Genomic DNA, 25,266 nt, shown 5'->3' with positions numbered 1-25,266 from the left:
AGGCTGACGATCATATCGGGCGGGAGGCTGCTTATCGACCGCGGGGAGGTCGAGGTCGAGGTCGATAAGCAGCTAATTTGATACAGGTAGGGGAGGAGTGCGGCGACGGTTGCGCTCGAAACAAGGTTTCGAGAGAAGAACAACCGAGCCGCATCCACACCCGCTACCGCTCAGGAAGTGCTGACAGGAATGGCAGGCTGTTGCCAAGCCGATAAACCTGCAGATCCGGTTTCTCGATTAGAGCGCCGTGCGCCCTTATGGACGCACAGAGTATGATGCTGTAGCCGAGCAATCCGGCAACTCGTTTCGCGTCCTTCTTCGGAAGGGCGCTTTTTTTTGCGCGCCGCGCAGGCATCGACCGGGCAAAAAATATGTGACGAACCGCCGGGGGCAGCGGCCGTCACAAATCGGGGGGCTTTTGGCGCTGGCTATTTCTGGTCCGGCGCCGTCGTCTGGATGCTGGCAGTCGTTTGCGGTTTCTCGATCTTCGTGGAAGATTGAGCACTATGATAGGTGCAGTCTGCCATCGCGGCTGTCGCCGACAGAGCGAGGACAGCGGTAGTCACGAATACGACTTTCATGTCTGTCTTCCTTCGGTTGGGGATATGGCATTGCAACGGAAAGTTTAGCAGAGCCTTCTGTTACAGTCGCATCACATCGTTTCGCTGGAAGTCGGAAAAGCCATTCCCTCTCATTTTTGCCATAATTTTGCCGCGTCAATCACAAGATTAACACGAATTAGCCATAATTTATCATAGCTGAACGTGCCGTTTTTCGCCGGAAACGGGCCTCGTTCCCAAAAATCGCGGCAGATCGCGGCTTTGCCTTAATTCGTTGCGGCGGTTCACGACCCGCAGCGGCTGACCACGGCGCGCTTGCCGCCTTGCGACAGGAATGAGATGTGCAGCGTCTGGCCGACGGGCGAAATCGTGATGTTCTGGTTCGACTGCTGGCCGTTGGCGGTGCAGGACAGGGCGACGGTGAACGTGCCTTCGTAATTGTTCATCCGCGTGACCGAACACTGGCTGTCGCTACTGTCGAAACGTTCGCCGGAAATGGAAAAACGCTGGCCATCGGAACTGCACCAGGTGCCGGTGATCGGCGTCGGATCGACAGGCGGTTTTGCGGGCGCGGCGCTTGCCGAGGGGCCGGGCGTCGTTTCGGAACACGCCGTCAAGGCCGTGACAATGAGGGCGAGGGCAAGCAAACCGGACTTCTGCAACAATCTTCTCCTTCAGCGTCGAGCAAACCCCTCTTAAAAAAGAGATTCGGGCGATATCGCGACGAAGGCAGACAAGTTCATAATTTGCATGAAAAAGGGCCGGATTGCTCCGGCCCCTTGATAAAGACGCCAGCTATTCACTCACCGGGAGTCATATGCGGCGCTTCGATCTTCGCGCCCGCATGTTTCAACGGACGCTCGCCCGAAAGCTTGCGGATCAGCACATAGAACACCGGCGTCATGAAGATGCCGAAGGCGGTCACGCCGATCATGCCCGCAAAGACCGCGATGCCCATGGCCGAGCGCATTTCTGCACCGGCGCCGGTCGATGTGACCAGAGGCACGACGCCCATGATGAAGGCCATGGAGGTCATCAGGATCGGGCGCAGGCGCAGCCGGCTTGCCTCGATCGCGGCCTGCACGACGCTGCGGCCGGCCAGTTCCAGCTCGCGGGCGAATTCCACGATCAGGATCGCGTTTTTCGCCGACAGTCCCACCAGAACGATAAGCCCGATCTGGGTGAAGACATTGTTGTCGCCGCCGGTGAGCCAGACGCCGGTGAGCGCCGCCATGATGCCCATCGGCACGATCAGGATGATCGATATGGGCAGGGCCAGGCTTTCATATTGCGCGGCCAGCACGAGGAACACCAGAAGCAGGGCAAGCGGGAAGACGAGGACGCCTGAATTGCCTGCAAGGATCTGCTGATAGGTGAGGTCGGTCCATTCATAGGCGATGCCGGGTGGAAGCGTTTCCTCGGCGATGCGTTCGATTGCCGCCTGTGCCTGACCGGAAGAGAAGCCGGGCGCGGGATTGCCGTTGATGTCGGCGGAAAGGAAGCCGTTATAACGGATGGCGCGTTCCGCACCCACGGTCTGCTCCACTTTCAGAAGCGCCGACAGCGGGATCATCTCGCCCGATTGCGAACGCACCTTCAGTTTGCCGATATCCTCGGCATGGCTGCGGTAATTCGCATCGGCCTGAATGCGCACGCTGTAGGTGCGTCCAAAGGCATTGAAGTCGTTGACATAGAGCGACCCCAGATAGATTTGCAGCGTCTCGAACACATCGGTCACGGCCACGCCGAGTTGGCGCGCCTTCACGCGGTCGAGATCGGCGTAAAGCTGCGGCACGTTGATCTGGTAGCTCGAATAGAGCCCGGCCAGTTCCGGCGTCTGATAGGCCTTGGCGAGAAACGCCTTGGTCGCATCGTCGAGCGCGCGGAAGCCAAGCCCGTTGCGATCCTCAAGCTGGAGCTTGAAGCCGCCGGTCGTGCCGAGGCCCTGGACGGGCGGCGGCGGGAACATGGCAATGAAGGCATCCTGAATGGCGCCGAACTGCTGGTTGAGCTCCATGGTGATGGCATTGGCCGACAGTTCCGGGGTTTTACGCTCCTCGAACGGCTTCAGCGTCACGAAGACGATGCCGGAGTTCGACGAGTTGGTGAAACCGTTGATCGACAGGCCGGGGAAAGCGATGGCATTGGCCACGCCCGGATGCTTGAGCGCGATGTCGCTCATGCGGCGGATCACGTCTTCCGAACGGTCGAGCGTCGCCGCATCGGGCAATTGCGCAAAGCCGATCAGATATTGCTTGTCCTGCGCTGGAACGAAGCCGCCGGGCACGGCGCGGAACAGGACGAAGGTAACGCCGAGCAACACGACATAAAGGCCCATCACCAGCGACTTACGGGAAAGGATTCCACCGACGCCGCGCCCATAGGCGTTGGAGCTGGCGCCGAAAAAGCGGTTGAAGCCACGGAAGAACCAGCCGAACATCCGGTCCATGATGCGGGTGAGACGATCCTTCGGCGCATCGTGGCCGCGCAGCAGCAGCGCTGCAAGCGCGGGCGAAAGCGTCAGCGAGTTGAAGGCCGAAATCACCGTCGAGATCGCGATCGTCAGCGCGAACTGGCGGTAGAACTGGCCGGTCAGCCCGGTGATGAAGGCAAGCGGCACGAAGACCGCAACCAGAACCAGCGCGATGGCGATGATCGGCCCGGACACTTCCTGCATGGCGCGATAGGTCGCCTGGACCGGCGACAGGCCCTGTTCGATGTTGCGCTCGACATTTTCCACCACCACGATGGCGTCATCGACCACGATGCCGATGGCGAGCACAAGGCCGAAGAGGCTGAGCGCGTTGATGGAGAAGCCGAACACATACATGACCGCGAATGTGCCGACGATGGAGACGGGGACCGCGACCAGCGGAATGACGGAAGCGCGCCATGTCTGGAGGAACAGGATGACCACGATCACCACCAGAACGATGGCTTCGAGCAGGGTATGGACGACCGACTCGATCGAAGCCTTCACGAATTGGGTCGTGTCATAGACGATATCGAAATCCACGCCTTCCGGCATGGTCCTTTTCAGGTCGGCCATGGCCGCATGGACGTTTTCGGAAATTTCGAGCGCATTGGAGCCGGGAGCCTGAAACACGCCCATGCCGACGGCCGACTTGTTGTCGAGCAGCGACCGCAGCGAATAATCGGCCGCACCCATTTCGACGCGCGCGACATCACCCAGCCGGGTGATTTCGCCTTCGCTGCCCGACTTGACGACGATATCGGCAAAGTCTTCCGGCGTCTTGAGACGACCCTGCGCATTGACCGAAAGCTGAAGGTCGAGGCCCGCGACGGAGGGCGATGCGCCGATCACGCCGGCTGCGGCCTGCACGTTCTGCTGGCGGATGGCATTGGCGATGTCGCCCGCCGAAAGGCCGCGTTCGGCGGCCTTTTGCGGATCGATCCACACGCGCATCGAATAATCGCCGCCGCCGAAAATCTGCACCTGTCCGACGCCGGGAATACGGGCGATCCTGTCCTTGACATTAAGGACGGCATAGTTGCGCAGGTAGTTCACGTCATACCGCCCGTCGGGCGAGATGAGGTGAACCACGAGCGTCAGGTCGGGCGAGCTTTTGGCGGTGGTGACACCGAGCGTGCGCACTTCTTCCGGCAGGCGCGGTTCGGCCTGCGAAATGCGGTTCTGCACCAGCTGCTGGGCCTGATCGGGATCGGTGCCGAGCGCGAAAGTCACGGTCAGCGTCATGACGCCGTCGGCGGTCGCCTGGCTCTGCATATAGAGCATTCCCTCGACGCCGTTGATCTGTTCTTCAAGCGGCGTGGCGACAGTTTCTGAAATGACGGCCGGATTGGCGCCCGGATATTGCGCGCGCACCACGATCTGCGGCGGCACGACTTCCGGGTATTCCGAGATCGGCAGACCTGTCATGCCGATCAGACCGGCAACGAAGATCAGGACCGACAGAACGCCCGCGAAGACCGGCCGGTCAACGAAAAAGCGTGAAAAGTTCATATCAGTATCCCCCATAGAGCGCCGTGCGTCCGTTCGGACGCACAAAGGACGCTCTAATTGTTTGGGCCTGGGCATCGTGCTTTCCAAAAATCGAAATCGATTTTTGGGCCGATGCCGTGGCGGGAAGGCAAAAACTCTCCCGGCCCGCGAAATCGGAAGATTTCGCGGGTTGATTAGGCCGAGAATTTGCGTTTATGCGCGCTTCAGGCGCGCCGTTTCAATCAGCTTTTGGCAAGTGTTTCAGCAACCGGCTGCGGTGCGACGACCACGCCCGGACGAATGCGCTGCAACCCGTTGACGACGATGTTTTCGCCGGGCTTCAGCCCGCTTTCGACGATACGCATCCCGTCATAATTGCGGCCCAGCACCACCTGCCGGTATTCCACCTTGTTGTCCGCGCCGACCACGAAGACGAATTTCTTGTCCTGATCGGACGCAATCGCGCGGTCGCTCACCACCAGCTTTTCATCCGGCTCCGGCTCTCCGAAACGGATGCGGACGAACTGGCCCGGAATGAGCCTGCCGTCCGGGTTGTCGATTGCGGCACGAACGCGGATCGTGCCGGTCGTGGCATCCACCTCATTGTTGATAAGCTGGATATGGCCGGAAATCGGCGTGCCCTCATCGGAAGCGGTGCCGATCTGCACCGGAATGCGCTCGATGGAATTCCCGCCCGGTGAGGCGGCAAGTTTGGCGAGCGTCTTCGTGACGACTTCCTCATTGGCGCTGAAGCTCGCATAGATCGGATCGACCGAGACGAGCGTCGTCAGGACGGGGGAGGCGGAGCTTGCGGCGACGAGATTGCCCGCCGTCACTTCCAGCCGCCCGACGCGGCCCGAAATCGGCGCGCGCACTTCCGTATATCGGAGATCGAGTTCGGCCGAGTGCAGCGCCGCCTTTGCCGAACGCAGGCTCGCCTGCGCTTCGTCATAGGCGCTCGACCGCTGGTCGAGGCCGCTCTGGGCGATGGTGCGGGTGGTCACGAGCTGGCGTCCGCGTTCCAGTTCGGCCTTCGCCAGTGCGACGCGGGCCTCTTCTGCCGAAACCTGCGCTTTGGCCTTTTCGACCGTGGCCGCATAGGGTTCCGGGTCGATGGTGACGAGCAGGTCGCCCTTCTTCACCAGTGCGCCTTCGCGGAAATGGGCCTTCAGGATGGCACCGCCGACGCGGGGGCGAACCTCGACACGCTCGATGGCTTCCAGACGGCCGGAAAATTCTTCCCAGGTGGCGATGCGGCGCGATTGCGCCGTGGCGACCGAGACGGGAACGGCGGGGGGCGGTGCGGAAATATCGGTGGCCGCATCGGCCTTGAGAAGGGGAGCGCCGAAAAGAATTGCGCCGCCGCCTGCCGCAGACAATAGGATACTCAGGCCGGCGCCCCACAGGGCCCGGCGGGCAGTGATCGATGTCATGTTGTATCTCCTGGAGCGTAATCCGACCGGAGCAGAACGAAGATCGGTAAGATTATGCTTTCAATTCGAGCATCAGATCAAAGCTTGGGAGGACTTTCGAGCTGATGTCATGCTGCGATTGGCTTTGCTCCTGCCTGCCGGAAGAAATCGGAAAACAGGTCGATGAGTGTCTGTTCCTGTGGCGACCAGTCGCTGCCCGCCACCTTGTTTTCTGGTATCCAGCCCGCTTTTCCGGGCAGGACATGGGACTGGACCTTCACGCCCGCTTCGCGCAGACGCCCGGCATAGGCCTGCGTTTCGTCGCGCATCGGACATTGGGCGCTGGTGACGAGCAAGGTCGGCACCAGACCACCCAGACGCGAACAAAGGGCGGGCGCGGCGTAGGGGTGGGTGAACCCGCCGCACTGACCCAGATAATGCTGCCAGCCATCCGCCATCGTCTGGACGGCGCTTTCCGGGCAGTATTTGCGGAAAGACGCCGTGGCGAGGCAGGGGTCGAGCATGGGCGAAAGCAATATCTGACCCTTGAGATCCGTCAGATTCTGATCTCGCGCCATAAGCGACAGACCGGCTGCGATATTGCCGCCCGCCTCCTCACCGGCGACGAACAGCATCGACTTCTTGTGCGCAAACTCCGGGCAACGCGCGCGCATGGAAGTCAGAATGGAATAGGCTACCTCAAGCGCCGCCGGAAACGGGTTGAGACAGGCCGACGAATATTCCGGCGAGACGACCACCGCACCTGCCTCCGCAAGTGTTTCGGCGACGCGCTCGCATTCACCAAGGCAATTGACCGAGAAAGCACCGCCGTGAAGGTGGAGCACCACCGGGGGCGGGCAGAGCAATCTGGCGCCGCGATAGATGCGGGCGGTGCAGGTGCAGTCGCCTGCCTGCCCATGGGCTTTCCCATGAACCTGCAATGTCTCCACACTAAACTTCTCGCACATCTTTCTTGCCTTCGTGTATAGCGGCCAACCGCTATGTTGAGATATTATCATTGTTCATCGTCTGGAATAGTCCCCTTGAATTGGTTACACTGTCCAGAATCTCGAACAATGACGGCTATCGAATATGGATCAGCTCTCGGCCATGCGCGCTTTTCTCCGGGTTGTCGAAACCGGGAATTTCACGCGCGCCTCCGCCTCGCTCAATATGCCCAAGGCGACGATCAGCAATCTTGTCCAGGGGTTGGAAGCCCATCTGCGTACAAAACTCCTCAATCGCACGACCCGTCGCGTTCTCGTAACACCGGACGGCGCGCTTTACTATGAGCGTGCGGCAAGATTGCTCGCCGACCTGGAAGAACTGGACGGCAGCCTGTCGAGCGCCCAGACCCTGCCGAAAGGCCGCCTGCGCGTGGAAATGGCCAGCGCTTTCGCCAATCTTATCGTCATTCCGGCGCTGACGGAGTTTCACGAGCGCTATCCCGATATCCAGATCGATCTCGGCGTATCGGATCGTCCGGTCGATTATGTGGCGGAAAATGTGGATTGCGCCATCCGCGCCGGGGAACTGACCGACCAGTCGCTGATCGCGCGGCGCATTGCCGACCTGCATTTCATCGCCTGCGCCTCCACCGGCTATCTGGAACGGCATTCCGCGCCGTCGCATCCTTCGGATCTGGCGAAGAATTGCACGGTGGTCGGCTATTTCAGGCCGAGCACGGGGCAGCAGATGCCGTTCCGCTTCCGGCGCGGCACGGAGGAAGTGGAGGTCGCCGGGCGCTATATCGTCGCCGCGAACGAATCGACCACCTATCTCGCCGCCGGGCGCGCCGGGCTTGGCGTGATCCAGGCTCCGCTGTTCATGGTGCGCGACGATCTCGAAAGCGGCGCCCTGCATCAGGTCCTACCGGACTGGCAGGTCGACCCGATGCCGATCCACCTCGTCTATCCGCCCAACCGGCACCTGAGCAACCGGCTGCGCGTCTTCGCCGACTGGGTGGTCAAGGTCATTGCAAGGTCGCAGCTTTCCGAACGGCCCTAACCCCTCACAGTAAGCCGCGTCGGCTCTTCCCTGTCGATGAGATGGGAGGGGGCCGCGAATTGCATCAGCTTGCTGCGGTCGGTGATGCGGATCGTGGAAGCCCGCACGCTGACGCCATGTGAATCCAGCGCTGCAAAACTGCGTGACAGGTTTTCCGGCGTCATGCCGAGATAGGCGGCGAGCGTGCGTTTTTCGTACGGGATCGTCACCACATCGGCGCCGTTATTGGCGAGCGATTCCCGCACGATCCAGTTGGCGAGGCGCTGCACGCTGCTGCGAAGCTTCTGCGCCTTCAATTCCTTGACGAGGCGGCGATAGGCGCGGGCGGTCTCGAACACCACGGCGCGCATGAAGCCCACATCCTCGCTCATCAGTTCCCGCACGAGGCTGGCGGGCACCATCAGCACGCGGGTCGGGGTCAGTGTCTGCGCGGTTTGCAGGCACACGTCGTCGTTGAGCACGGCAGCGAGGATGAAAATATCCCCGCCGCGCAGGATTTCCAGCGCCGTCTCGCCATCGTCGGACCTTGCCGACATCAGGACGAGGCCGTCGAGGATCGCGAACAGGAAATCGGCCGGTTCGTCTTCTTTCAGCAGGGTCGTCCGCGGCGGAAAGGACTGTGCGAAGCTTGGCCGCATGATCCGCTCGAAAGTGGCGTCCGCCATGTCGGTAAAGAGCGGCTGGCTTCTCAGCGCGTCGATATCTTCTTTCCGCATCGGGCCTCACCTCGGGAATCGGACTGCCAGATCAATATGATTGATAAATATCAATTTGACAATTCATATTTATCAATACTTGGACACAACTAAGTCTATTGTGGCTTACATTCAGAATGTGTATAAATATTACATTGATGGATCAGTAGAGATTGATCCTAATCAATGTAATAATCTGACTGACGACGCATAAGTGCCAACGAAACCTCCCATGGTATTCAATTCGGAGTACGCCTATGCAACAAGTCGCAGGGGAAAATCCCAGGGCGCAGACGACAGCGCTGGCGATGAGTACGACCGCTTTCACAGTCTGTTTTGCGGTCTGGACCATCTTCGCAATCATCGGCATCCAGATACGTTCCGAACTGGGCTTGAGCGAAACCCAGTTCGGCCTGCTTGTCGGCACGCCCATCCTCACAGGGTCGCTGATCCGCGTCATTCTCGGCATTTGGGCCGACCGCTATGGCGGTCGCGTGATCTTCACGGCGACCATGCTGATCTCGGCGGTCGCGACCTGGCTCCTGACCTATGCGGCGACCTATCCGCAAATGCTGGTGGCCGCACTTGGCGTCGGCATTGCGGGCGGCTCGTTCTCGGTGGGCGTCGCCTATGTCTCGCGCTGGTATCCGCCTGAAAAACAGGGCACCGCGCTCGGCATTTTCGGCGCTGGCAATGTCGGCGCCGCAGTGACGAAGTTCTTTGCGCCCATCGTCATGGTGGCTTTCGGCTGGCACGCGGTTGCGCAAATCTGGGCCGTCGCCATGGTGGTCATGGCGCTCATCTTCTATTTCACCACCAGCGACGATCCGGTTCTGGTCGAACGCCGCCGCAAGGGTGAAAAACCGACCAGCACGTGGATGGAGCTTGAACCGCTCAAGAATGTGCAGGTCTGGCGCTTCTCGCTCTATTATTTCTTCGTCTTCGGCGCGTTTGTGGCCCTGTCCCTGTGGCTGCCGCAATATCTGATCCACGTCTATGGCGTCGATATTCGTCTGGCAGGCATCGCCGCTGCCTGCTTCTCGATCCCGGCCAGCCTGTTTCGCGCTTATGGCGGGCATCTTTCGGATGTCTATGGCGCGCGCAAGGTCATGTACTGGACCTTCCTCGTCGCGCTGGTCGCGACCTTCATCCTGTCCTATCCGCCGACCGACTATACGATCCAGACCGATAACGGCCCGCTCGCCTTCCATGCCGAAATGGGCGTGATCGGCTTCATCGTCACGGTCTTCATCCTCGGCTTCTTCATGGCGCTGGGCAAGGCCGCCGTCTTCAAGCACATTCCGGTTTATTACCCTGCCAATGTCGGTTCGGTCGGCGGTCTGGTCGGCATGATCGGCGGGCTTGGCGGCTTTATCCTGCCGATCCTGTTCGGCGTGCTTCTCGACCAGACCGGCCTGTGGACAAGCTGCTTCATGCTGCTCTTCGTCGTCGTCGCGGTCTCGTTTGCCTGGATGCATGTCTCGATCCGCCAGATGGAACGCGCGGCGGAAGGCAAGGCGGGCGAAGAGCTTCCGGCCTTCGCCGAATTGCAGGGTCTGAAAAAGGCCGATATCAAGCCGGCAAAAGGCGATTCCATCCTCACCGACTGGCGTCCCGATGATCCGGCCTTCTGGGAAGAAAAGGGCCAGAAGATCGCCAGGCGCAATCTGTGGCTCTCGATCCCGGCGCTGCTGCTTTCCTTCGCCATCTGGCAGGTCTGGTCCGTGGTGGTGGCCAAGCTGCCGCTGGTGGGCTATCAGTTCACCACCGACCAGCTTTTCTGGCTGGCCGCGCTTCCCGGCATTTCGGGCGCGACGCTGCGCATCTTCTATTCCTTCATGGTGCCGATCTTCGGCGGTCGCCTGTGGACGACGCTGACCACATGGTCGCTGGTTATCCCGGCCATCGGCATCGGCTATGCCGTGCAGAACCCGGATATGCCTTACTTCGTATTCCTGGCGCTGGCGCTTTTCTGCGGCTTCGGCGGCGGCAATTTCGCCTCGTCCATGTCCAACATCTCGTTCTTCTTTCCAAAGCACGAGAAGGGCAATGCGGCGGCGCTCAATGCGGGGCTGGGCAATCTGGGCGTCAGCGTGGTGCAGTTCGTGGTGCCGCTCGCCATTACGGCGGGCATCTTCGGCAAGCTCGGCGGCGATCCGGCCATGGTCGCGACGGCCACGGGCGAAGCGCCGCTCTGGCTGCAAAATGCCGGGTTCTTCTTCGTGCCCTTCATCATCGTCACGGCTTTCGCCAACTGGTTCGGCATGAACGACATCGCCTCGGCAAAGGCATCGTTTGCCGATCAGGCCATCATTTTCCGCCGCAGGCACAACTGGATCATGTGCTGGCTCTATACGGGAACCTTCGGCTCGTTCATCGGCTATTCGGCAGGCTTCCCGCTCCTGACCAACATCCTGTTCCCGGATGTGAATGCGCTCAGCTTCGCCTTTGTCGGCCCGCTGGTCGGCGCGCTGTCTCGGTCGGGTTCGGGCTGGCTGGCGGATAAATATGGCGGCGGTCGCGTCACCATCTGGGCCTTCGCCCTGATGATGGTCGGCGTGGCGGGCGTCTTGTGGTTCGTCGGCGTCAAGGACCAGCCGAACGCCTTCTGGGGCTTCTTCGCCTCCTTCGTGCTCCTGTTCTTCGCGACAGGTATCGGCAACGCCTCCACCTTCCAGATGATCCCGGCGATCATGTCGAAGGAAATGAACCGCCTGATGCCCAATGCGACGCCGGAAGAACGCCGCCGCGAAGCGGAAAAGGAATCCGCCGCCATCACCGGCTTCACCTCGGCCATTGCCGCCTTCGGGGCCTTCTTCATCCCCAAGGGCTACGGCACCTCGATCAGCATGACCGGCGGGCCGGAAGCGGCATTGTGGGCCTTCCTGATCTTCTACGTGACCTGCCTCGTCATCACCTGGGGCGTCTACACCCGCAAAGGCGGCGTGCTCTACGACGTGGAACATCGCCGCAAGCCGGCCACGGCCGCTGCTGCCTGAAGAAATAGAATGAGGATAAAATCATGAGTCTGCTCCTCGATCGCCTTAACTTTCTTGCGCGCAAGAATGTCGGCACCTTCTCGGATGGCCATGGCGTCACCACCAATGAAAACCGCGACTGGGAAGACGCCTATCGCAAGCGCTGGCAGCACGACAAGATCGTGCGCTCCACCCATGGCGTGAACTGCACCGGCTCCTGCTCTTGGAAAGTCTATGTGAAGGGCGGCATCATCACATGGGAAACCCAGCAGACGGACTATCCGCGCACCCGCGCCGATCTGCCCAACCACGAACCGCGCGGCTGTTCGCGCGGCGCGAGCTATAGCTGGTATATCTATTCGGCCAACCGGGTGAAATATCCGCTGATCCGGTCGCGCTTGCTGCGGCTGTGGCGCAAGGAACGGGCTCTGAAAACGCCGGTCGCCGCATGGGCCGCGATCCAAGAGGACCCGGCCAAGCGCTCGGATTACATGAAAGTGCGCGGTCTTGGCGGCTTCGTGCGCGCCACATGGGATGAAGTCAACGAAATCATTGCCGCCGCCAATGCCTATACGGCCAAGACCTACGGACCTGACCGCGTGATCGGTTTCTCGCCGATCCCGGCCATGTCGATGGTGTCCTATGCGGCGGGTTCGCGTTATCTGTCGCTTCTGGGCGGCGTCTGCATGTCGTTCTACGACTGGTATTGCGATCTGCCGCCCGCCTCGCCCCAGACCTGGGGCGAACAGACCGACGTGCCGGAATCGGCTGACTGGTACAATGCCGGTTTCCTGATGCTCTGGGGCTCCAACGTGCCGCAAACGCGCACGCCGGATGCGCATTTCTATACGGAAGTGCGCTACAAGGGCACCAAGTCGGTCGTCGTCTGTCCCGATTATTCGGAAGCCGCCAAATTCTCCGACCTCTGGCTGCATCCGAAACAAGGCACCGATGCGGCCCTTGCCATGGCGCTCGGCCATGTGATGCTGCGCGAATATCACCTCGACCGGCAGGTGCCCTATTTCGAGGATTACTGCCGCAAATATACCGACTTCCCCATGCTGGTCATGCTGACCAAAAAGGACGGACATTATGTGCCCGACCGCTTCCTGCGCGCTTCCGACCTGAAGGGCGATCTGGGCGAAAGCAACAATCCCGACTGGAAGACTGTCGCCTTCGACACCAAGTCCGGCGCTTACGTCGTGCCGCAGGGATCCATCGGGTTCCGCTGGGGGGATAACGGCAAATGGAACCTGGAGGAAAAGGACGGCAAGGGGCAGGATACCGAACTGGCCAAGAGCTTCATTGGCGAGGGCGAACATAATGCAATCGCCGATGTAGCCTTCCCCTATTTCGGCAATCGCGAGCACGATTATTTCGAGGGAACGGATCACGACAGCGTGCTGTTGCGCAAGGTTCCGGCGCGCAAGCTCAAGCTGAAAAAAGGCGAAGTGCTGGTCGCCACCGTCTTCGATCTTTTTGCAGCCAATTACGGTCTGGAACGTGGTCTGGACGACGCAAACTCCGCGAAATCCTATGACGATGCGTTGCCCTATACGCCTGCATGGGCCGAAAAGATCACCGGGGTTCCGCGTGACCAGATCATTGCGGTGGCGCGTGAATTTGCAACCAATGCCGAAAAGACCAATGGCCGCTCCATGGTCATTCTCGGTGCCGGTCTCAATCACTGGTACCATATGGATATGAACTATCGCGGCATCATCTACATGTTGGTGATGTGCGGCTGTATCGGCCAGTCGGGCGGCGGCTGGAGCCATTATGTGGGGCAGGAAAAGCTGCGCCCGCAGACCGGCTGGACGGCGCTTGCCTTCGCGCTCGACTGGAACCGTCCGCCGCGCCATATGAACTCGACTTCGTTCTTCTATGCCCATACCGACCAATGGCGCTATGAAACGGTCAAGGTGCAGGACATCCTGTCGCCGACCGCGCCGGAAGGCGCATGGGACGGCACGCTGATCGACTATAATATCCGGGCCGAGCGCATGGGCTGGCTACCTTCCGCGCCGCAGCTCCAGACCAATCCGCTGGAAATCGCAAAGGAAGCAGCCGCGTCCGGGCAGGAACCGAAGGATTTCGTAGCGAATGCGCTGAAGAACGGCACCGTCACCCTGTCCTGCGAGGACCCGGATCACGAGGCCAACTGGCCGCGCAATATGTTTGTCTGGCGCTCCAACCTGCTCGGTTCTTCTGGCAAGGGACACGAATATTTCCTGAAACACCTGCTCGGCACGTCGAACGGCCTGCTTGGCAAGGATCTGGGGGCTGAAGGCGCACAGGAAACACGCGAAGCCGTGTGGCACGACGAGGCCCCGGAAGGAAAACTCGACCTTCTGGTCACGCTCGATTTCCGCATGTCCACGACCTGCGTTTATTCCGACATCGTTCTGCCGACCGCGACATGGTATGAAAAGAACGATCTCAACACCTCCGACATGCATCCCTTCATCCATCCGCTGTCGAGCGCTGCCGATCCGGCATGGGAAGCGCGCAGCGACTGGGAAATTTTTAAGGGCATCGCGAAGAAATTCTCCGATGTCGCGCCGGAAGTGCTGGGCGTGGAAAAGGACGTTGTTCTGGTCCCGACGCTCCACGACACGGCAGGAGAACTGGCACAGCCAAAGGATGTGCTGGACTGGAAGAAGGGCGAGGTCGAACCGATCCCCGGCAAGACCATGCCGTCGGTCGTGGTGGTCGAGCGCGACTATCCCAACCTCTACAAGCGCTTCACTTCCGTCGGTCCGCTGCTCGACACGCTGGGCAATGGCGGCAAGGGCATTTCGTGGAATACCCAACACGAAGTGGACCTGCTGGCCAAGCTGAACGGCAAGGTGAATGAGCCCGGCGCAACCGAGGGCCGTCCGCGCATTGATACCGACATTGACGCCACCGAGGTCATCCTGTCACTGGCACCGGAAACCAATGGTGAAGTGGCGGTCAAGGCATGGGAAGCGCTGTCGAAATTCACCGGGCGAGACCACAGCCATCTCGCTACGCCGAAGGAAGACGAGAAAATCCGCTATCGCGATATCGTCGCGCAGCCGCGCAAGATCATCTCCTCGCCAACCTGGTCGGGACTTGAATCCGAGCATGTCTGCTACAATGCCGGTTACACCAATGTGCATGAGCTGATCCCCTGGCGCACGCTGACCGGCCGTCAGCAGCTTTATCAGGATCATCTATGGATGCGCGCATTCGGCGAAGGCTTTTGCGTCTATCGCCCGCCCATCGACACCAAGACCGTCAATCCGACAATCCGCGAAAAGACGGACGGACAGCCGCATCTGGTGCTGAACTTCATCACGCCTCACCAGAAATGGGGCATCCACTCCACCTATACCGACAATCTTCTGATGCTGACGCTCAATCGCGGCGGGCCGGTGGTGTGGATTTCGGAACCTGACGCAAAGCGGGCCGGTATCGCCGACAATGACTGGGTGGAAGTCTATAACGCCAATGGTGCAATCGTGGCCCGTGCCGTCGTTTCCCAGCGCATCAAGGACGGTACGATCTTCATGTATCACGCGCAGGAGAAGATCGTGAATACGCCCGGCTCGCCGACTACCGGCCAGCGCGGCGGCATCCATAACTCCGTCACCCGCATCATCACCAAACCGACCCACATGATCGGCGGTTACGCCCATCTTTCCTATGGCTTCAACTATTACGGCACCGTCGGCGCCAACCGCGACGAATTCGTGGTCGTGCGCAAGCTCGCTTCCGTGGACTGGATGGAAGGCCCGCTCGAAGACGGCAATACGGCCAACAAGGAGGCAGCAGAATGAAAATCCGCGCGCAAATCGGCATGGTGCTCAATCTCGACAAGTGCATCGGCTGCCACACCTGTTCGGTCACCTGCAAGAACGTCTGGACGAACCGCGAAGGCGTCGAATATGCCTGGTTCAACAATGTGGAGACCAAGCCCGGCATCGGTTATCCGAAAGAATGGGAAAACCAGAAGAAGTGGAACGGCGGCTGGGTCCGCAAGAAGAACGGCAAGATCGAGCCGAAGATGGGCGCGAAATGGCGCATCCTCGCCAAGATTTTTGCCAATCCCGACCTGCCGGAAATCGACGATTATTACGAGCCGTTCGACTTCGATTACGGACATTTGCAAACCGCGCCGGAAAGCAAAACCATGCCGACCGCCCGTCCGCGTTCAAAAATTACCGGTGAGCGGATGGAGAAGATCGAATGGGGCCCGAACTGGGAAGAAATCCTCGGCGGCGAATTCGCCAAGCGCTCGAAGGACTATAATTTCGAGGGCGTGGAGAAGGAAATCTATGGCCAGTTTGAAAACACCTTCATGATGTATCTGCCGCGCCTGTGCGAGCATTGCCTCAACCCGACCTGCGTTGCGGCCTGCCCTTCGGGCGCGATCTACAAGCGCGAGGATGACGGCATCGTCCTGATCGATCAGGAAAAGTGCCGCGGCTGGCGCATGTGCGTCTCCGGCTGTCCTTACAAGAAGATTTATTACAACTGGAGTTCGGGCAAATCGGAAAAGTGCATCTTCTGCTATCCGCGCATCGAAGCCGGACAGCCGACGGTATGTTCCGAAACCTGCGTGGGCCGCATCCGCTATCTGGGTGTGATGCTCTATGATGCCGACCGCATTTCGGAGGCCGCGTCCACGGCCAACGAGCAGGATCTTTACGAAGAACAGCTCAATATATTCCTCGACCCCAACGATCCGAAGGTGATCGAGCAGGCGCGCAAGGACGGTGTGCCGGACGCATGGCTGGAAGCGGCCAAGCATTCACCGGTCTACAAGATGGCGATGGACTGGAAGATCGCCTTCCCGCTGCATCCCGAATATCGCACCCTGCCGATGGTCTGGTATGTGCCGCCGCTCTCGCCGCTGCAATCCGCTGCCGCCGCTGGCAAGCTCGGCATGGACGGCCCGCTGCCGGATGTCCGCTCCATGCGCATCCCGGTTCGCTACCTCGCCAATCTTCTGACCGCAGGCAAGGAAGAGCCGGTTATCTCGGCGCTGGAGCGCATGCTCGCCATGCGTGCCTATATGCGCGCCAAAACTGTCGATGGCGTCATTGATACGGCGATTGCCGACCGTGTCGGCATGAGTGCCGCGATGATCGAGGAAATGTACCACATCATGGCGATTGCCAATTACGAAGACCGCTTCGTCATTCCGACCACGCATCGCGAGATCACGGAAGACGCCTATGACGTGCGCGGCTCCTGCGGCTTTTCCTTCGGCAATGGCTGCTCGGGCGGCTCATCCACGGAAGACCTGTTCGGCGCCAAGCGTCAGAAGGTCGTCCAGACCCCGACCGATATTTTCAAGGAGCGCGCATGATGAACACGACACTGAAAATCATCTCGCTGCTTCTGTGCTATCCGTCGCAGGAATTGCAGGCTGGCAAGGCGGAACTGAAAACGGCGCTTGATGCCGAAACGGGCCTTTCCGCCGGTGTCCGCAGGCTCCTCGACAGCCTTGTCGATTATGTCTGCGACTGCGATCTTTATGAAGCGCAGGAGCGCTATGTGCATCTGTTCGACCGCACACGCTCGCTGTCGCTGCACCTGTTCGAGCATGTGCATGGCGAAAGCCGTGATCGCGGACAGGCCATGGTCGATCTCATGAAAATGTATGACGACAACGGCTTCGTGGTCGATGTGAAGGAACTGCCGGATTATCTGCCGCTGTTCCTCGAATTTCTGTCCACGCGTTCGCCGAAGGAGATTCACGATCTTCTCACCCAGACCGGTCACATCACGGCGGCCATTGGCGAACGGCTGCGCAAGCGCCAGTCGCCCTATGCCAATGCCTTTGCGGCGCTCTTGCATGTGGCCAATGCGAAGCCGGACAAAAGCCTCGTCGGGGAACTGCTCAACCAGGAGGAAGACGACCCGGACGATCTCGCCGCGCTCGACCGCATCTGGGAAGAAGAAGCCGTGACCTTCGGCGGCAATGCGGGTGAAAACTCCTGCGGACCGGACCGGCTGCGCATGCAGATGCGCGCCGCGCATCGCAAGCCCGGCTCCCCGTCCAACCCCTCACATCTATAGGAGACGGAAAATGGCTTATATCCATACGTTTCTGTTCGGCATCTATCCCTATATCGCGTTGAGCGTGCTCATTCTGGGATCGATTGTCCGCTACGATCACGAGCCCTATACGTGGCGTTCCGGCTCCAGCCAGCTCTTGCGGCGCAAGCAGCTCATGTGGGGATCGGTGCTGTTCCATGTCGGCGTGCTCATCATTTTCGCGGGGCATTTTGTCGGCCTGCTGACGCCCATCCAGATATTTGAAGTGCTTGGCATCAGCCACGAAGCAAAACAGCTTCTTGCCGTTGTCGTGGGCGGCATTGCAGGCGCGATGGCCATCGTCGGCGCCACGCTTCTGATACACCGCCGCCTGTTCGATCCGCGTGTACGCGCTTCGTCGCGCCCAACCGATACGCTGATCGTCGCCCTTTTATGGATACAGCTCCTGCTTGGCCTGTCCACCATTCCGCTTTCGCTCCAGCACATAGACGGCGGTGAGATGGTGAAATTCATGAACTGGGCGCAGGGCATCTTCACTTTCAATATGGCGGCTTCGAGCTACATCGCGGATGCTTCCATCGTGTTCAAGATGCATCTCTTCCTCGGCCTGACGATCTTCCTGCTGTTTCCGTTCACGCGTCTGGTGCATATGTTGAGCGCTCCGGTGCGCTATATCTGGCGTCCGGGTTATCAGGTGGTGCGCGAACGCAATCACAGGGCACCTGTGCGGGTACGGGTGGAGTAAGGCTCATGGTAACACTTTTCGACCGCAAGCAATCGCCATCAGAGCAACATACGCATCAAAGCGGCTACACCACCTATCAGGAACCGGACACGCGTGTGCCGCCAAAGCCGCGCCCGGTTTTCGATGCGGTATCCGTCAACGGTGTCGCAATCGATGAGACCGACATCCTGACGGAAGCGCAAAACCATCCGGCGGACAATCCCGGCGCGGCGCTGCTTTCTGCCGCCCGCGCCTTGGCTGTGCGTGAACTTCTGCTTCAACGCGCAAGGGAATTGGGCATCGTTCCCGAGCGCGAACAGGACACGGAAGGGCGCAGCGAGACCGATGAGGATGCGCTTGTCCGCATGGTGATCGAACAGGAAGTCGAGGTGCCTTCGGCCAGCCGCGAAGAAGCCCTGCGTTTCTATGAAAACAATCGTCACCGCTTTGCAAGCGCGCCCATTCTGGAAGCAAGCCATATATTGATCGCAGCCGATCCTGCCGATCAACCGGCGCGGGACAAGGCGCGGGCAACCGCGTCCCGGCTGGCGGCTTCGGTGATTGCCGAACCCGCCACCTTTGCCTCGGTCGCACATGAATATTCGGCCTGCCCGTCGGGCGCGCAGGGCGGCAATCTGGGGCAGCTTACACGCGGCAGCACGGTGCCGGAATTCGAGCGGGCGGTGGAACGGATGACGCCGGGCGAGATCACCGTCAATCCCATCGAGAGCCGTTTCGGCTTTCATATCGTGCGTCTTGACCGCCGCATCGAGGGCGAGGAACTTCCCTTCGATTATGTTGCCGAGCGGATTTCAGGCTGGCTGGAAGCCTCCACATGGTCTAAGGCCGTTTCGCAATATATTGCCATCCTCGCCGACGATGCCGACATTACCGGCATCGATCTTCTGGCAAGCGACGGAGACAGTGCATGAATAGCGACCGCCCGATCCTTGCTGCCATTCTGGCGGCAAAGGACCTGCCCGTGGATCATTTGCTGACCCTTGCCGCAGAACGCGCCGCCCAATCGGGGCTGCGCGTCGCGGGCTTTATCCAGCATCGCGACCGCACGGATAAGGATGAATGCTGCCGCGACATCCATATCGAGCATATTGGCACGGGCATGATGCAGATCATATCGCAGTCGCTGGGTTCGGGGTCGAAGGGATGTCGGCTCGATCCGCAGGCGCTGGCCGAGGTCGCGGGCGGCCTGCTGGCCGAACTCGACGCGGGCGCGAATATTCTCATCCTCAACCGCTTCGGCAAGGGCGAAACCGAAGGCCATGGCTTTCGCACCGTGATCGAAACGGCCTTTGCGCGGCAAATCCCGGTTCTGACAGTCGTGCGCGAGACCTATGCCGATGGCTGGCGCGACTTCGCGGGCGATTGCGGCGTCGTGCTTCTCCCGGACAGCAAGGCCGTGCTTGGATGGTTCGACGGCGTGACGGAATCCCGGCAATTGCCGGAAGCTGTGTGATCGCCGGCTTACAGCTCCAGATGGTCGCGACGGTCTTCGGCGATCAGCTTGCGAATCTGATAGACGATCTGATCGCCATGCGCCTTGCCAAGCAGGTCGGCGGTATCGACGTCGCGTTCCTCGATGGCGCGGATCATGTCTTCATGCTCGGTGACGTAGCGTTCAGGCAGGCGGTCGGAAAAGGACTGGTAATAGAGGCGCAGCAGCCTGCGTCCCTCGTCCAGAAGCCGTGAAAAGAAGGTCGTATAAAACGGATTGCGGCCCGCCTCGGCGATTGCCGCATGGAAATCCCGGTTGGTCGCGATCATCTCCAGCGCGTTCTGCGAGCGGACGGCGCGGGCAAAGGCTTCCTGATGCGCGCGGATGTTTTCGAGGTCCCTGTCGGTCCGGTTGCGCGCGGCAAGCCGCGTCGTCACGCGGTACATCAGCGTCGCCGCATCGAAAAAGGCGGGCAGGCTCAGGAAGTCGATATTGGAAACGACCGTCGAGCGGTTGGGAAGCGTCGTCACGAAGCCGTCGCTCGCCAGCCGCACCAGTGCCTCGCGGATCGGCGTGCGCGACATCGAAAAACGCTCGGCAAGCTGGTTCTCGTCGATGGGACTGCCCGGCGCCAGCGACAGGTCGATGATTTCGTCGCGCAGCACGTCATAGACCAGCTTGACCCCGGAACCCTTCTTCCGGTCGGCTGGCTGGTTCGCATCGTCTTTGTGCATGACCTGTCCTCTATCGGGAATTGACGCTTCCGGTGCTCACATACCTTCGACATTCCTATTCTAGGGTCAGGACCTATTAATTTGATGAAAATGGCACCTGAAATGACAAGAGCTGCAAGGAAAGACGCGAAAAACGGGGTGGTTCCCCCGGTTGAGCGGCTTGACGCGGCAGATCACCAGTCATTTCGGTGTCCGAAGGATGTGGCCCATCCGCCCGGCTACAGCGTTGAAAAGTCTCGAAAATGAACCACATTTCCTTCGCCTTTTCTCCTCGTATCCAGACGGATGGCCTCACACCATTTCCACCAAATTAATAGGTCCTGACCCTAATCACCAGTTTAGGCCCCGTCAGTCAAGCAATCCTGTCACGAAATACGATTTTAGTCGACATTAAAAATACAAAGTGTATATTCAACTTAATGCAGCGGTCTGCCGAGCGCTGTAGATTCAGGTTGCATGGAAAGCGCTCAAGGAAAAACGCTATGACCTCAAACATTTTCTCCGGCTGCATCCCGGCCCTCATGACGCCCTGCAAGCCCGACCGCACACCGGATTTCGATGCGCTGGTCCGCAAGGGCAAGGAACTGATTGCCAAGGGCATGTCGGCGGTCGTCTATTGCGGCTCCATGGGTGACTGGCCGCTCCTCTCGGACGAGGACCGCATGGCTGGCGTCGAGGCGCTCGCCAAGGCTGGCGTGCCCGTCGTCGTCGGCACCGGCGCGGTCAACACGAAGATCGCCGCCGCTCATGCCGCCCACGCCCAGAAAGTCGGCGCGAAGGGCCTGATGGTCATTCCGCGCGTCCTGTCGCGCGGCTCGTCCATCTCGGCGCAGAAGGCGCATTTCAAGGCGATCCTGTCGGCTGCTCCCGACCTTCCGGCTGTCATCTACAACAGCCCCTATTATGGTTTCGCGACGCGGGCTGACCTGTTCTTCGCGCTGCGCGCGGAACATCCGAACCTCATCGGCTTCAAGGAATTCGGCGGTGCTGCGGACATGCGCTACGCGGCTGAAAACATCACCAGCGCCGATGACAATGTGACCCTGATGGTGGGCGTCGATACCGGCGTTTTCCATGGCTTCGTCAATTGCGGCGCCACCGGCGCGATCACCGGCATCGGCAATGTGCTGCCGAAGGAAGTGCAGCATCTGGTGGCGCTGTCGAAGGCGGCTGCGGGCGGCGACGTCGAGGCGCGCAAGCTGGCGCTGGAACTGGAAGCGGCGCTCAACGTCCTTTCGTCCTTCGATGAAGGCCCGGACCTCGTCCTCTTCTACAAGCATATGATGGTGCTGACCGGTAACCCGGAATACGAACTGCACTTCAACGAGACGGACAAGCTTTCCGACAGCCAGCGCGGCTATTGCGAAGCCCAGCTCAAGCTGTTCCAGGACTGGTATGCCGACTGGATCAAGCAGGGCGGCGCGGCTGCGAAATACGCAGCCTGAACCGAATCCACATAAAGGAAAGGCGCCGGATTCCGGCGCCTTTTTGTCTGTCAGGCGACGGCTTCCAGCCCGCTCTCTTTCAGCTTTTCCAAGAGCGCGATTTCGTCAGCGGTGAGCGTGACGCCCTTGGCGAGCGAATCGCGACGAGCCGCGAAACGGCGCTGCGAGGGCAGGCGGGCACCCTGTCCGGCAATCGCCTCGATCAGCATTTCGCCGCGTTCCTGCGGGTTGCCGCGTCCGCCCGCCATGCGGGCCGGATCGAAGGCGATGACAAGCTCGCCGTGGCGCGGCGCGAGCGTGGTCGTGCCGAGGAATTCGAGCGCTTCGGGGCTGGTGAAATCACCGATCATCGCACCGGCCAGCAATTCGATCATTGTCGAGATCGCCGATCCCTTGTGTCCGCCGAAGGGCAGCATCGCGCCTGCAAGTGCGGCTTCCGGGTCGGTGGTCGGGTTGCCTTCGGCATCGACCGCCCAGCCTTCGGGCAGTTGCTTGCCCGCGCGGCGGTAAAGCTCCAGTTCGCCGCGCGCCGCGACGCTGGTGGCAAAATCGAACACATAGGGGTAATCCCCTGGGCGCGGCCAGCCGAAGGCGAAGGGATTGGTGCCCAGAAGCGGCCTGGTTCCGCCCGCAGGCGCGACGGTGGCATAGCTCGGGCACATGGCGATTGCCGCGAGGCCCTGTTCGGCCAGCGCTTCCACTTCCGGCCACAGCGCGGCGAAATGCGTGCAATCGTTGATCGCGAGCACGGCGACGCCGAGCTTGCGCGCCTTTTCGACAAGTGCGGGCGTGCCGCGTTCGAAGGCCAGATTGGCAAAGCCGCCCTTGGCATCGACGCGAACCACGGCGCTGCCATCGGTGGTGACGACCGGGTCGGCATCGGCGACGACCTTGCCGCTTTTCAGCGTGCGCAGGCAGCCTTCGATGCGATAGACACCGTGCGATTTGCAGCCGTCGCGCTCACCCGCCACGATGGTCCTGGCAATCGCCGCGGCATGGTCGGCGCTGAACCCCGCCTTGCTCAGGATCTCCCGCACAAGCTTTGCAAGTTCTTCCGTCGAAATCGAAATGGTGTCGCTCATTCTGTCGTTCCCTGGCCGTTTCAGGCTGTAATGTCGGATTTCATTTCCCGAATGAATACAAGATGCATACAGGCTTGTCATGCCGGGCGGCAGCGTATGAGGCTGCGGCAAAAGCTGCCAGCACGCGTTGATCGTGCGCCAGACCGCCAGGGAAAATCAATGCGATTATTGGCGGCGCCCGCATTACCAGATTAATCTGACCGGCGTTATCAGGAATATTCCGGTTCTTTGATCCAGATCAAAGTGGAGGGGTAGGGGCAGGTCTAATGCTCGCGGAGTGGCGCGTCCAGACAATGACGGCGGATGCGCCTTTCGATGGAGATAGGACATAATGCATAAACTCGCGATCAATCTTGCCGCGGCAAGCCTTTCCACCCTGCTGGCTGTACCCGCTTTTGCAGACAATATCGAAGTCCATATGCGCAACAAGGGCGCCGAAGGGGTCATGGTTTTCGAGCCGGCCTATATCAAGGCCAAGCCCGGCGACACCATTACATTCGTGCCTGTCGACAAGGGACACAATGTCGAATCCGTGAAGGATATGATTCCCGAAGGCGTCGAGAAGTTCAAAAGCAAGATCAATGAAGATTATGTGCTGACCGTGACGCAGCCCGGCGCATATCTGGTAAAGTGCACCCCGCATTACTCCATGGGCATGGTCGCCCTGATCGCGGTGGGCGACAATCCGGCCAATCTCGACCAGATCGTTTCCGCCAAGAAGCCGAAGACCGTTCAGCAACGGCTGGAAAAGGCTATCGCCAGCGCGAATTAATACCGATCGAAAACGCTCGACGAGCCGGCCTTGAACCGGTTTCATGACGAGGACATCATGACCAGACAGCCAAGCCTGACGGCAGTATCTGCTGCAATGCCATCCGAGCAAAAAGGTGTGCCGCGCGGACTGAAAATGACTGGTCCCGTCCTCCTCAGCTACGGCTTCCGCCCGTTCTTTCTGGGCGGAGGCATATGGGCGGTTCTCGCCATGCTGTTCTGGATCATGTCCCTGACCGTGGGAATGCAGCCCGGCGGTTCCTATGGCGGACTGAACTGGCACGCCCATGAAATGGTGTTCGGCTTTACTTCCGCCGTGCTGGCGGGCTTTCTTCTGACCGCCATTCCGAACTGGACCGGCGGACTGCCCGTGTCGGGCGTTCCGCTTGCCATATTGTTCGGGATCTGGCTTGTCGGGCGGCTTCTGTTCCTTCAGCCCGACCTCGTCGATTACCGGTTCGCCATTACCGTGGAGAGCCTGTTCCTGCCCGCGCTGCTTTTCATCTGTGCGCGCGAAATCATTGCCGGGCGCCAATGGAAAAACCTGAAGGTGCTGATGGGCGTGGCGACGGTGATGGTCGCCAATTTCACCTTCCATTATCTGGTCCTGACCGATGGCGATGTGGCGCTCGCCAGTCGCATCGGCGTCAGCGCCTATCTTCTGCTGATCATGGTGATCGGCGGGCGCATCGTGCCGAGCTTCACCCGTAACTGGCTCAACAAAATGGGCCGGACGCGCTTTCCGGTGCCGTTCAATCGCTATGACGGTTTCGCCATTCTTGTCGGCGTCGCCGCCTGCATCGGCTGGATCGCCGCGCCCGACCGGACGCCGACAGCGGCGCTGGCATGGATTGCGGCGCTGCTGCACGCCGTGCGGCTCTACCGCTGGCGCGGATGGTCGGTGAGGCGGGAAAGGCTACTCCTGATCCTTCATGTCGCCTACGCATTCATCCCCCTTGGCTTTATTGCCATCGGTCTTTCGGCCATCGACCGGCTCAATCCCTATTCATCCCTGCATATCGTTACCGTGGGCGCGATCGGCTGCATGATGCTGGCCGTCATGACGCGGGCCACGCGCGGCCATACGGGACGCGCGCTGACCGCATCGCCGCTCACGCAGGTCGCTTATCTGTGCCTTGCCGCTGCTGCGCTGATCCGGCCGCTGGCGGAAGTCATGCCGAATTTCTTCCACACTATCCTCGCGGCATCGGCCTTGCTCTGGATGGGCGCTTTCGGCCTCTACGTTTTCGAATATGGTCCGATGCTGCTGCGGGAGCGACGCCAGCCCATGGCGGGCGCGTAACGTCATCTGCTTTCAATGCCATATCCAAAAGGCAGTCCGCGGCTCAGGCCGCGGGCTGCTTTTTCGCATTCTGAAAGGTGAGTCGCAGCCGGACAGGCCCGTTTTCGC

At 60.3% G+C, this 25,266-nt stretch carries 19 protein-coding genes; 11 read left to right on the top strand and 8 right to left on the bottom strand.

The genetic code is table 11. The annotated features are described in order from the left end of the window. Positions 1 to 428: 428 nt before the first annotated feature. The 5 genes from FHS76_RS09605 to FHS76_RS09585 all read right to left on the bottom strand — a co-directional run bounded on the left by FHS76_RS09605 (position 429) and on the right by FHS76_RS09585 (position 6,904). Positions 429 to 581 carry a hypothetical protein gene (locus tag FHS76_RS09605; protein WP_183651307.1) on the bottom strand — a complete coding sequence of 51 codons (153 nt, stop codon included), beginning with the start codon at positions 579 to 581 and terminating at the stop codon, positions 429 to 431. A 263-nt stretch (positions 582 to 844) separates the two neighbouring features. Next, positions 845 to 1,222 (bottom strand): hypothetical protein, encoded by a 378-nt coding sequence (locus FHS76_RS09600; protein WP_183651305.1) that lies wholly within the window; start codon positions 1,220 to 1,222, stop codon positions 845 to 847. 137 nt (positions 1,223 to 1,359) lie between these two features. Continuing rightward, positions 1,360 to 4,545 (bottom strand): efflux RND transporter permease subunit, encoded by a 3,186-nt coding sequence (locus tag FHS76_RS09595; RefSeq protein WP_183651302.1) that lies wholly within the window; start codon positions 4,543 to 4,545, stop codon positions 1,360 to 1,362. A 221-nt stretch (positions 4,546 to 4,766) separates the two neighbouring features. Continuing rightward, positions 4,767 to 5,957 (bottom strand): efflux RND transporter periplasmic adaptor subunit, encoded by a 1,191-nt coding sequence (locus tag FHS76_RS09590; protein ID WP_183651299.1) that lies wholly within the window; start codon positions 5,955 to 5,957, stop codon positions 4,767 to 4,769. 107 nt (positions 5,958 to 6,064) lie between these two features. Further along, positions 6,065 to 6,904: an alpha/beta hydrolase gene (locus tag FHS76_RS09585; protein WP_235992622.1), complete on the bottom strand. Its 840-nt coding sequence runs from the start codon at positions 6,902 to 6,904 to the stop codon at positions 6,065 to 6,067. A gap of 124 nt (positions 6,905 to 7,028) precedes the next feature. Here FHS76_RS09585 and FHS76_RS09580 point away from each other — a divergent pair, with 124 nt between their 5' ends. After that, positions 7,029 to 7,943, top strand: a complete 915-nt coding sequence (locus tag FHS76_RS09580) for a LysR family transcriptional regulator (protein WP_183651296.1) — start codon at positions 7,029 to 7,031, stop codon at positions 7,941 to 7,943. Here FHS76_RS09580 and FHS76_RS09575 read toward each other — a convergent pair. Next, positions 7,940 to 8,659: a cyclic nucleotide-binding domain-containing protein gene (locus FHS76_RS09575; RefSeq protein ID WP_183651294.1), complete on the bottom strand. Its 720-nt coding sequence runs from the start codon at positions 8,657 to 8,659 to the stop codon at positions 7,940 to 7,942. The two genes, FHS76_RS09580 and FHS76_RS09575, sit on opposite strands and share 4 nt — an antisense overlap. Positions 8,660 to 8,895: 236 nt before the next feature. Here FHS76_RS09575 and FHS76_RS09570 point away from each other — a divergent pair, with 236 nt between their 5' ends. From FHS76_RS09570 to FHS76_RS09540, 7 genes are read left to right on the top strand one after another with little or no spacing between them, the layout of a single operon-like run. Then, positions 8,896 to 11,637, top strand: coding sequence for a nitrate/nitrite transporter (locus FHS76_RS09570; protein ID WP_183651292.1), 2,742 nt, complete (start codon positions 8,896 to 8,898; stop codon positions 11,635 to 11,637). Positions 11,638 to 11,660: 23 nt separating this feature from the next. Then, positions 11,661 to 15,419 carry a nitrate reductase subunit alpha gene (locus tag FHS76_RS09565; protein ID WP_183651288.1) on the top strand — a complete coding sequence of 1,253 codons (3,759 nt, stop codon included), beginning with the start codon at positions 11,661 to 11,663 and terminating at the stop codon, positions 15,417 to 15,419. Beyond that, positions 15,416 to 16,954 (top strand): nitrate reductase subunit beta, encoded by a 1,539-nt coding sequence (gene narH, locus FHS76_RS09560; RefSeq protein WP_183651286.1) that lies wholly within the window; start codon positions 15,416 to 15,418, stop codon positions 16,952 to 16,954. The genes FHS76_RS09565 and narH overlap by 4 nt, the downstream gene beginning before the upstream one ends. Next, positions 16,954 to 17,667 (top strand): nitrate reductase molybdenum cofactor assembly chaperone, encoded by a 714-nt coding sequence (gene narJ, locus FHS76_RS09555; protein ID WP_183651715.1) that lies wholly within the window; start codon positions 16,954 to 16,956, stop codon positions 17,665 to 17,667. Before narH ends, narJ begins: the two co-directional genes overlap by 1 nt. 10 nt (positions 17,668 to 17,677) lie before the next feature. Then, positions 17,678 to 18,391 (top strand): respiratory nitrate reductase subunit gamma, encoded by a 714-nt coding sequence (gene narI, locus FHS76_RS09550; RefSeq protein ID WP_183651284.1) that lies wholly within the window; start codon positions 17,678 to 17,680, stop codon positions 18,389 to 18,391. 5 nt (positions 18,392 to 18,396) lie between these two features. Then, positions 18,397 to 19,302 carry a peptidylprolyl isomerase gene (locus FHS76_RS09545; protein ID WP_183651282.1) on the top strand — a complete coding sequence of 302 codons (906 nt, stop codon included), beginning with the start codon at positions 18,397 to 18,399 and terminating at the stop codon, positions 19,300 to 19,302. Beyond that, entirely contained in the window at positions 19,299 to 19,844 is a 546-nt protein-coding gene (locus tag FHS76_RS09540; protein WP_183651280.1) for a DUF2478 domain-containing protein, read from the top strand. The genes FHS76_RS09545 and FHS76_RS09540 overlap by 4 nt, the downstream gene beginning before the upstream one ends. An 8-nt stretch (positions 19,845 to 19,852) precedes the next feature. On the opposite strand, the gene FHS76_RS09535 is transcribed toward FHS76_RS09540, so the two are convergent. Continuing rightward, positions 19,853 to 20,557 carry a GntR family transcriptional regulator gene (locus FHS76_RS09535; RefSeq protein ID WP_183651278.1) on the bottom strand — a complete coding sequence of 235 codons (705 nt, stop codon included), beginning with the start codon at positions 20,555 to 20,557 and terminating at the stop codon, positions 19,853 to 19,855. A gap of 482 nt (positions 20,558 to 21,039) precedes the next feature. Between FHS76_RS09535 and FHS76_RS09530 the strand changes: the two genes are divergently transcribed. Then, the gene (locus FHS76_RS09530; protein ID WP_183651276.1) at positions 21,040 to 22,002 is read left to right on the top strand and encodes a dihydrodipicolinate synthase family protein; all 963 of its coding nucleotides are present in this window, start codon (positions 21,040 to 21,042) and stop codon (positions 22,000 to 22,002) included. Between the two features lie 50 nt (positions 22,003 to 22,052). Here the strand turns inward: FHS76_RS09530 and FHS76_RS09525 are convergent, their stop codons facing one another. After that, a complete protein-coding gene (locus FHS76_RS09525; RefSeq protein ID WP_183651273.1) occupies positions 22,053 to 23,084 on the bottom strand; it encodes an Ldh family oxidoreductase in 1,032 nt (343 codons plus the stop codon). A gap of 331 nt (positions 23,085 to 23,415) precedes the next feature. Here FHS76_RS09525 and FHS76_RS09520 point away from each other — a divergent pair, with 331 nt between their 5' ends. Next, positions 23,416 to 23,856, top strand: a complete 441-nt coding sequence (locus FHS76_RS09520; RefSeq protein ID WP_183651270.1) for a pseudoazurin — start codon at positions 23,416 to 23,418, stop codon at positions 23,854 to 23,856. A 57-nt stretch (positions 23,857 to 23,913) separates the two neighbouring features. Continuing rightward, complete coding sequence (locus FHS76_RS09515) at positions 23,914 to 25,158, top strand: NnrS family protein (protein WP_183651267.1); 1,245 nt, start codon at positions 23,914 to 23,916, stop codon at positions 25,156 to 25,158. Positions 25,159 to 25,266 lie beyond the last annotated feature (108 nt).

The sequence above is a fragment of the Brucella daejeonensis genome (assembly GCF_014199265.1).
GTDB lineage: Bacteria > Pseudomonadota > Alphaproteobacteria > Rhizobiales > Rhizobiaceae > Brucella > Brucella daejeonensis.
Note: the sequence above shows the minus strand (reverse complement) of the source record. Positions and strands in the feature narration are given on the sequence as shown.

What these genes read in the sequence shown, in the direction of transcription:
- FHS76_RS09540 (WP_183651280.1), top strand. Translation starts at nt 19,299, where the DNA reads ATGAATAGCGACCGCCCGATCCTTGCTGCCATTCTGGCGGCAAAGGAC.
- FHS76_RS09585 (WP_235992622.1), bottom strand. Translation starts at nt 6,904, where the DNA reads ATGTGCGAGAAGTTTAGTGTGGAGACATTGCAGGTTCATGGGAAAGCC.
- FHS76_RS09520 (WP_183651270.1), top strand. Translation starts at nt 23,416, where the DNA reads ATGCATAAACTCGCGATCAATCTTGCCGCGGCAAGCCTTTCCACCCTG.
- narH (WP_183651286.1), top strand. Translation starts at nt 15,416, where the DNA reads ATGAAAATCCGCGCGCAAATCGGCATGGTGCTCAATCTCGACAAGTGC.
- FHS76_RS09590 (WP_183651299.1), bottom strand. Translation starts at nt 5,957, where the DNA reads ATGACATCGATCACTGCCCGCCGGGCCCTGTGGGGCGCCGGCCTGAGT.
- FHS76_RS09570 (WP_183651292.1), top strand. Translation starts at nt 8,896, where the DNA reads ATGCAACAAGTCGCAGGGGAAAATCCCAGGGCGCAGACGACAGCGCTG.
- FHS76_RS09515 (WP_183651267.1), top strand. Translation starts at nt 23,914, where the DNA reads ATGACCAGACAGCCAAGCCTGACGGCAGTATCTGCTGCAATGCCATCC.
- FHS76_RS09535 (WP_183651278.1), bottom strand. Translation starts at nt 20,557, where the DNA reads ATGCACAAAGACGATGCGAACCAGCCAGCCGACCGGAAGAAGGGTTCC.
- FHS76_RS09565 (WP_183651288.1), top strand. Translation starts at nt 11,661, where the DNA reads ATGAGTCTGCTCCTCGATCGCCTTAACTTTCTTGCGCGCAAGAATGTC.
- FHS76_RS09605 (WP_183651307.1), bottom strand. Translation starts at nt 581, where the DNA reads ATGAAAGTCGTATTCGTGACTACCGCTGTCCTCGCTCTGTCGGCGACA.
- FHS76_RS09525 (WP_183651273.1), bottom strand. Translation starts at nt 23,084, where the DNA reads ATGAGCGACACCATTTCGATTTCGACGGAAGAACTTGCAAAGCTTGTG.
- narJ (WP_183651715.1), top strand. Translation starts at nt 16,954, where the DNA reads ATGAACACGACACTGAAAATCATCTCGCTGCTTCTGTGCTATCCGTCG.
- FHS76_RS09545 (WP_183651282.1), top strand. Translation starts at nt 18,397, where the DNA reads ATGGTAACACTTTTCGACCGCAAGCAATCGCCATCAGAGCAACATACG.
- FHS76_RS09530 (WP_183651276.1), top strand. Translation starts at nt 21,040, where the DNA reads ATGACCTCAAACATTTTCTCCGGCTGCATCCCGGCCCTCATGACGCCC.
- narI (WP_183651284.1), top strand. Translation starts at nt 17,678, where the DNA reads ATGGCTTATATCCATACGTTTCTGTTCGGCATCTATCCCTATATCGCG.
- FHS76_RS09580 (WP_183651296.1), top strand. Translation starts at nt 7,029, where the DNA reads ATGGATCAGCTCTCGGCCATGCGCGCTTTTCTCCGGGTTGTCGAAACC.
- FHS76_RS09575 (WP_183651294.1), bottom strand. Translation starts at nt 8,659, where the DNA reads ATGCGGAAAGAAGATATCGACGCGCTGAGAAGCCAGCCGCTCTTTACC.
- FHS76_RS09595 (WP_183651302.1), bottom strand. Translation starts at nt 4,545, where the DNA reads ATGAACTTTTCACGCTTTTTCGTTGACCGGCCGGTCTTCGCGGGCGTT.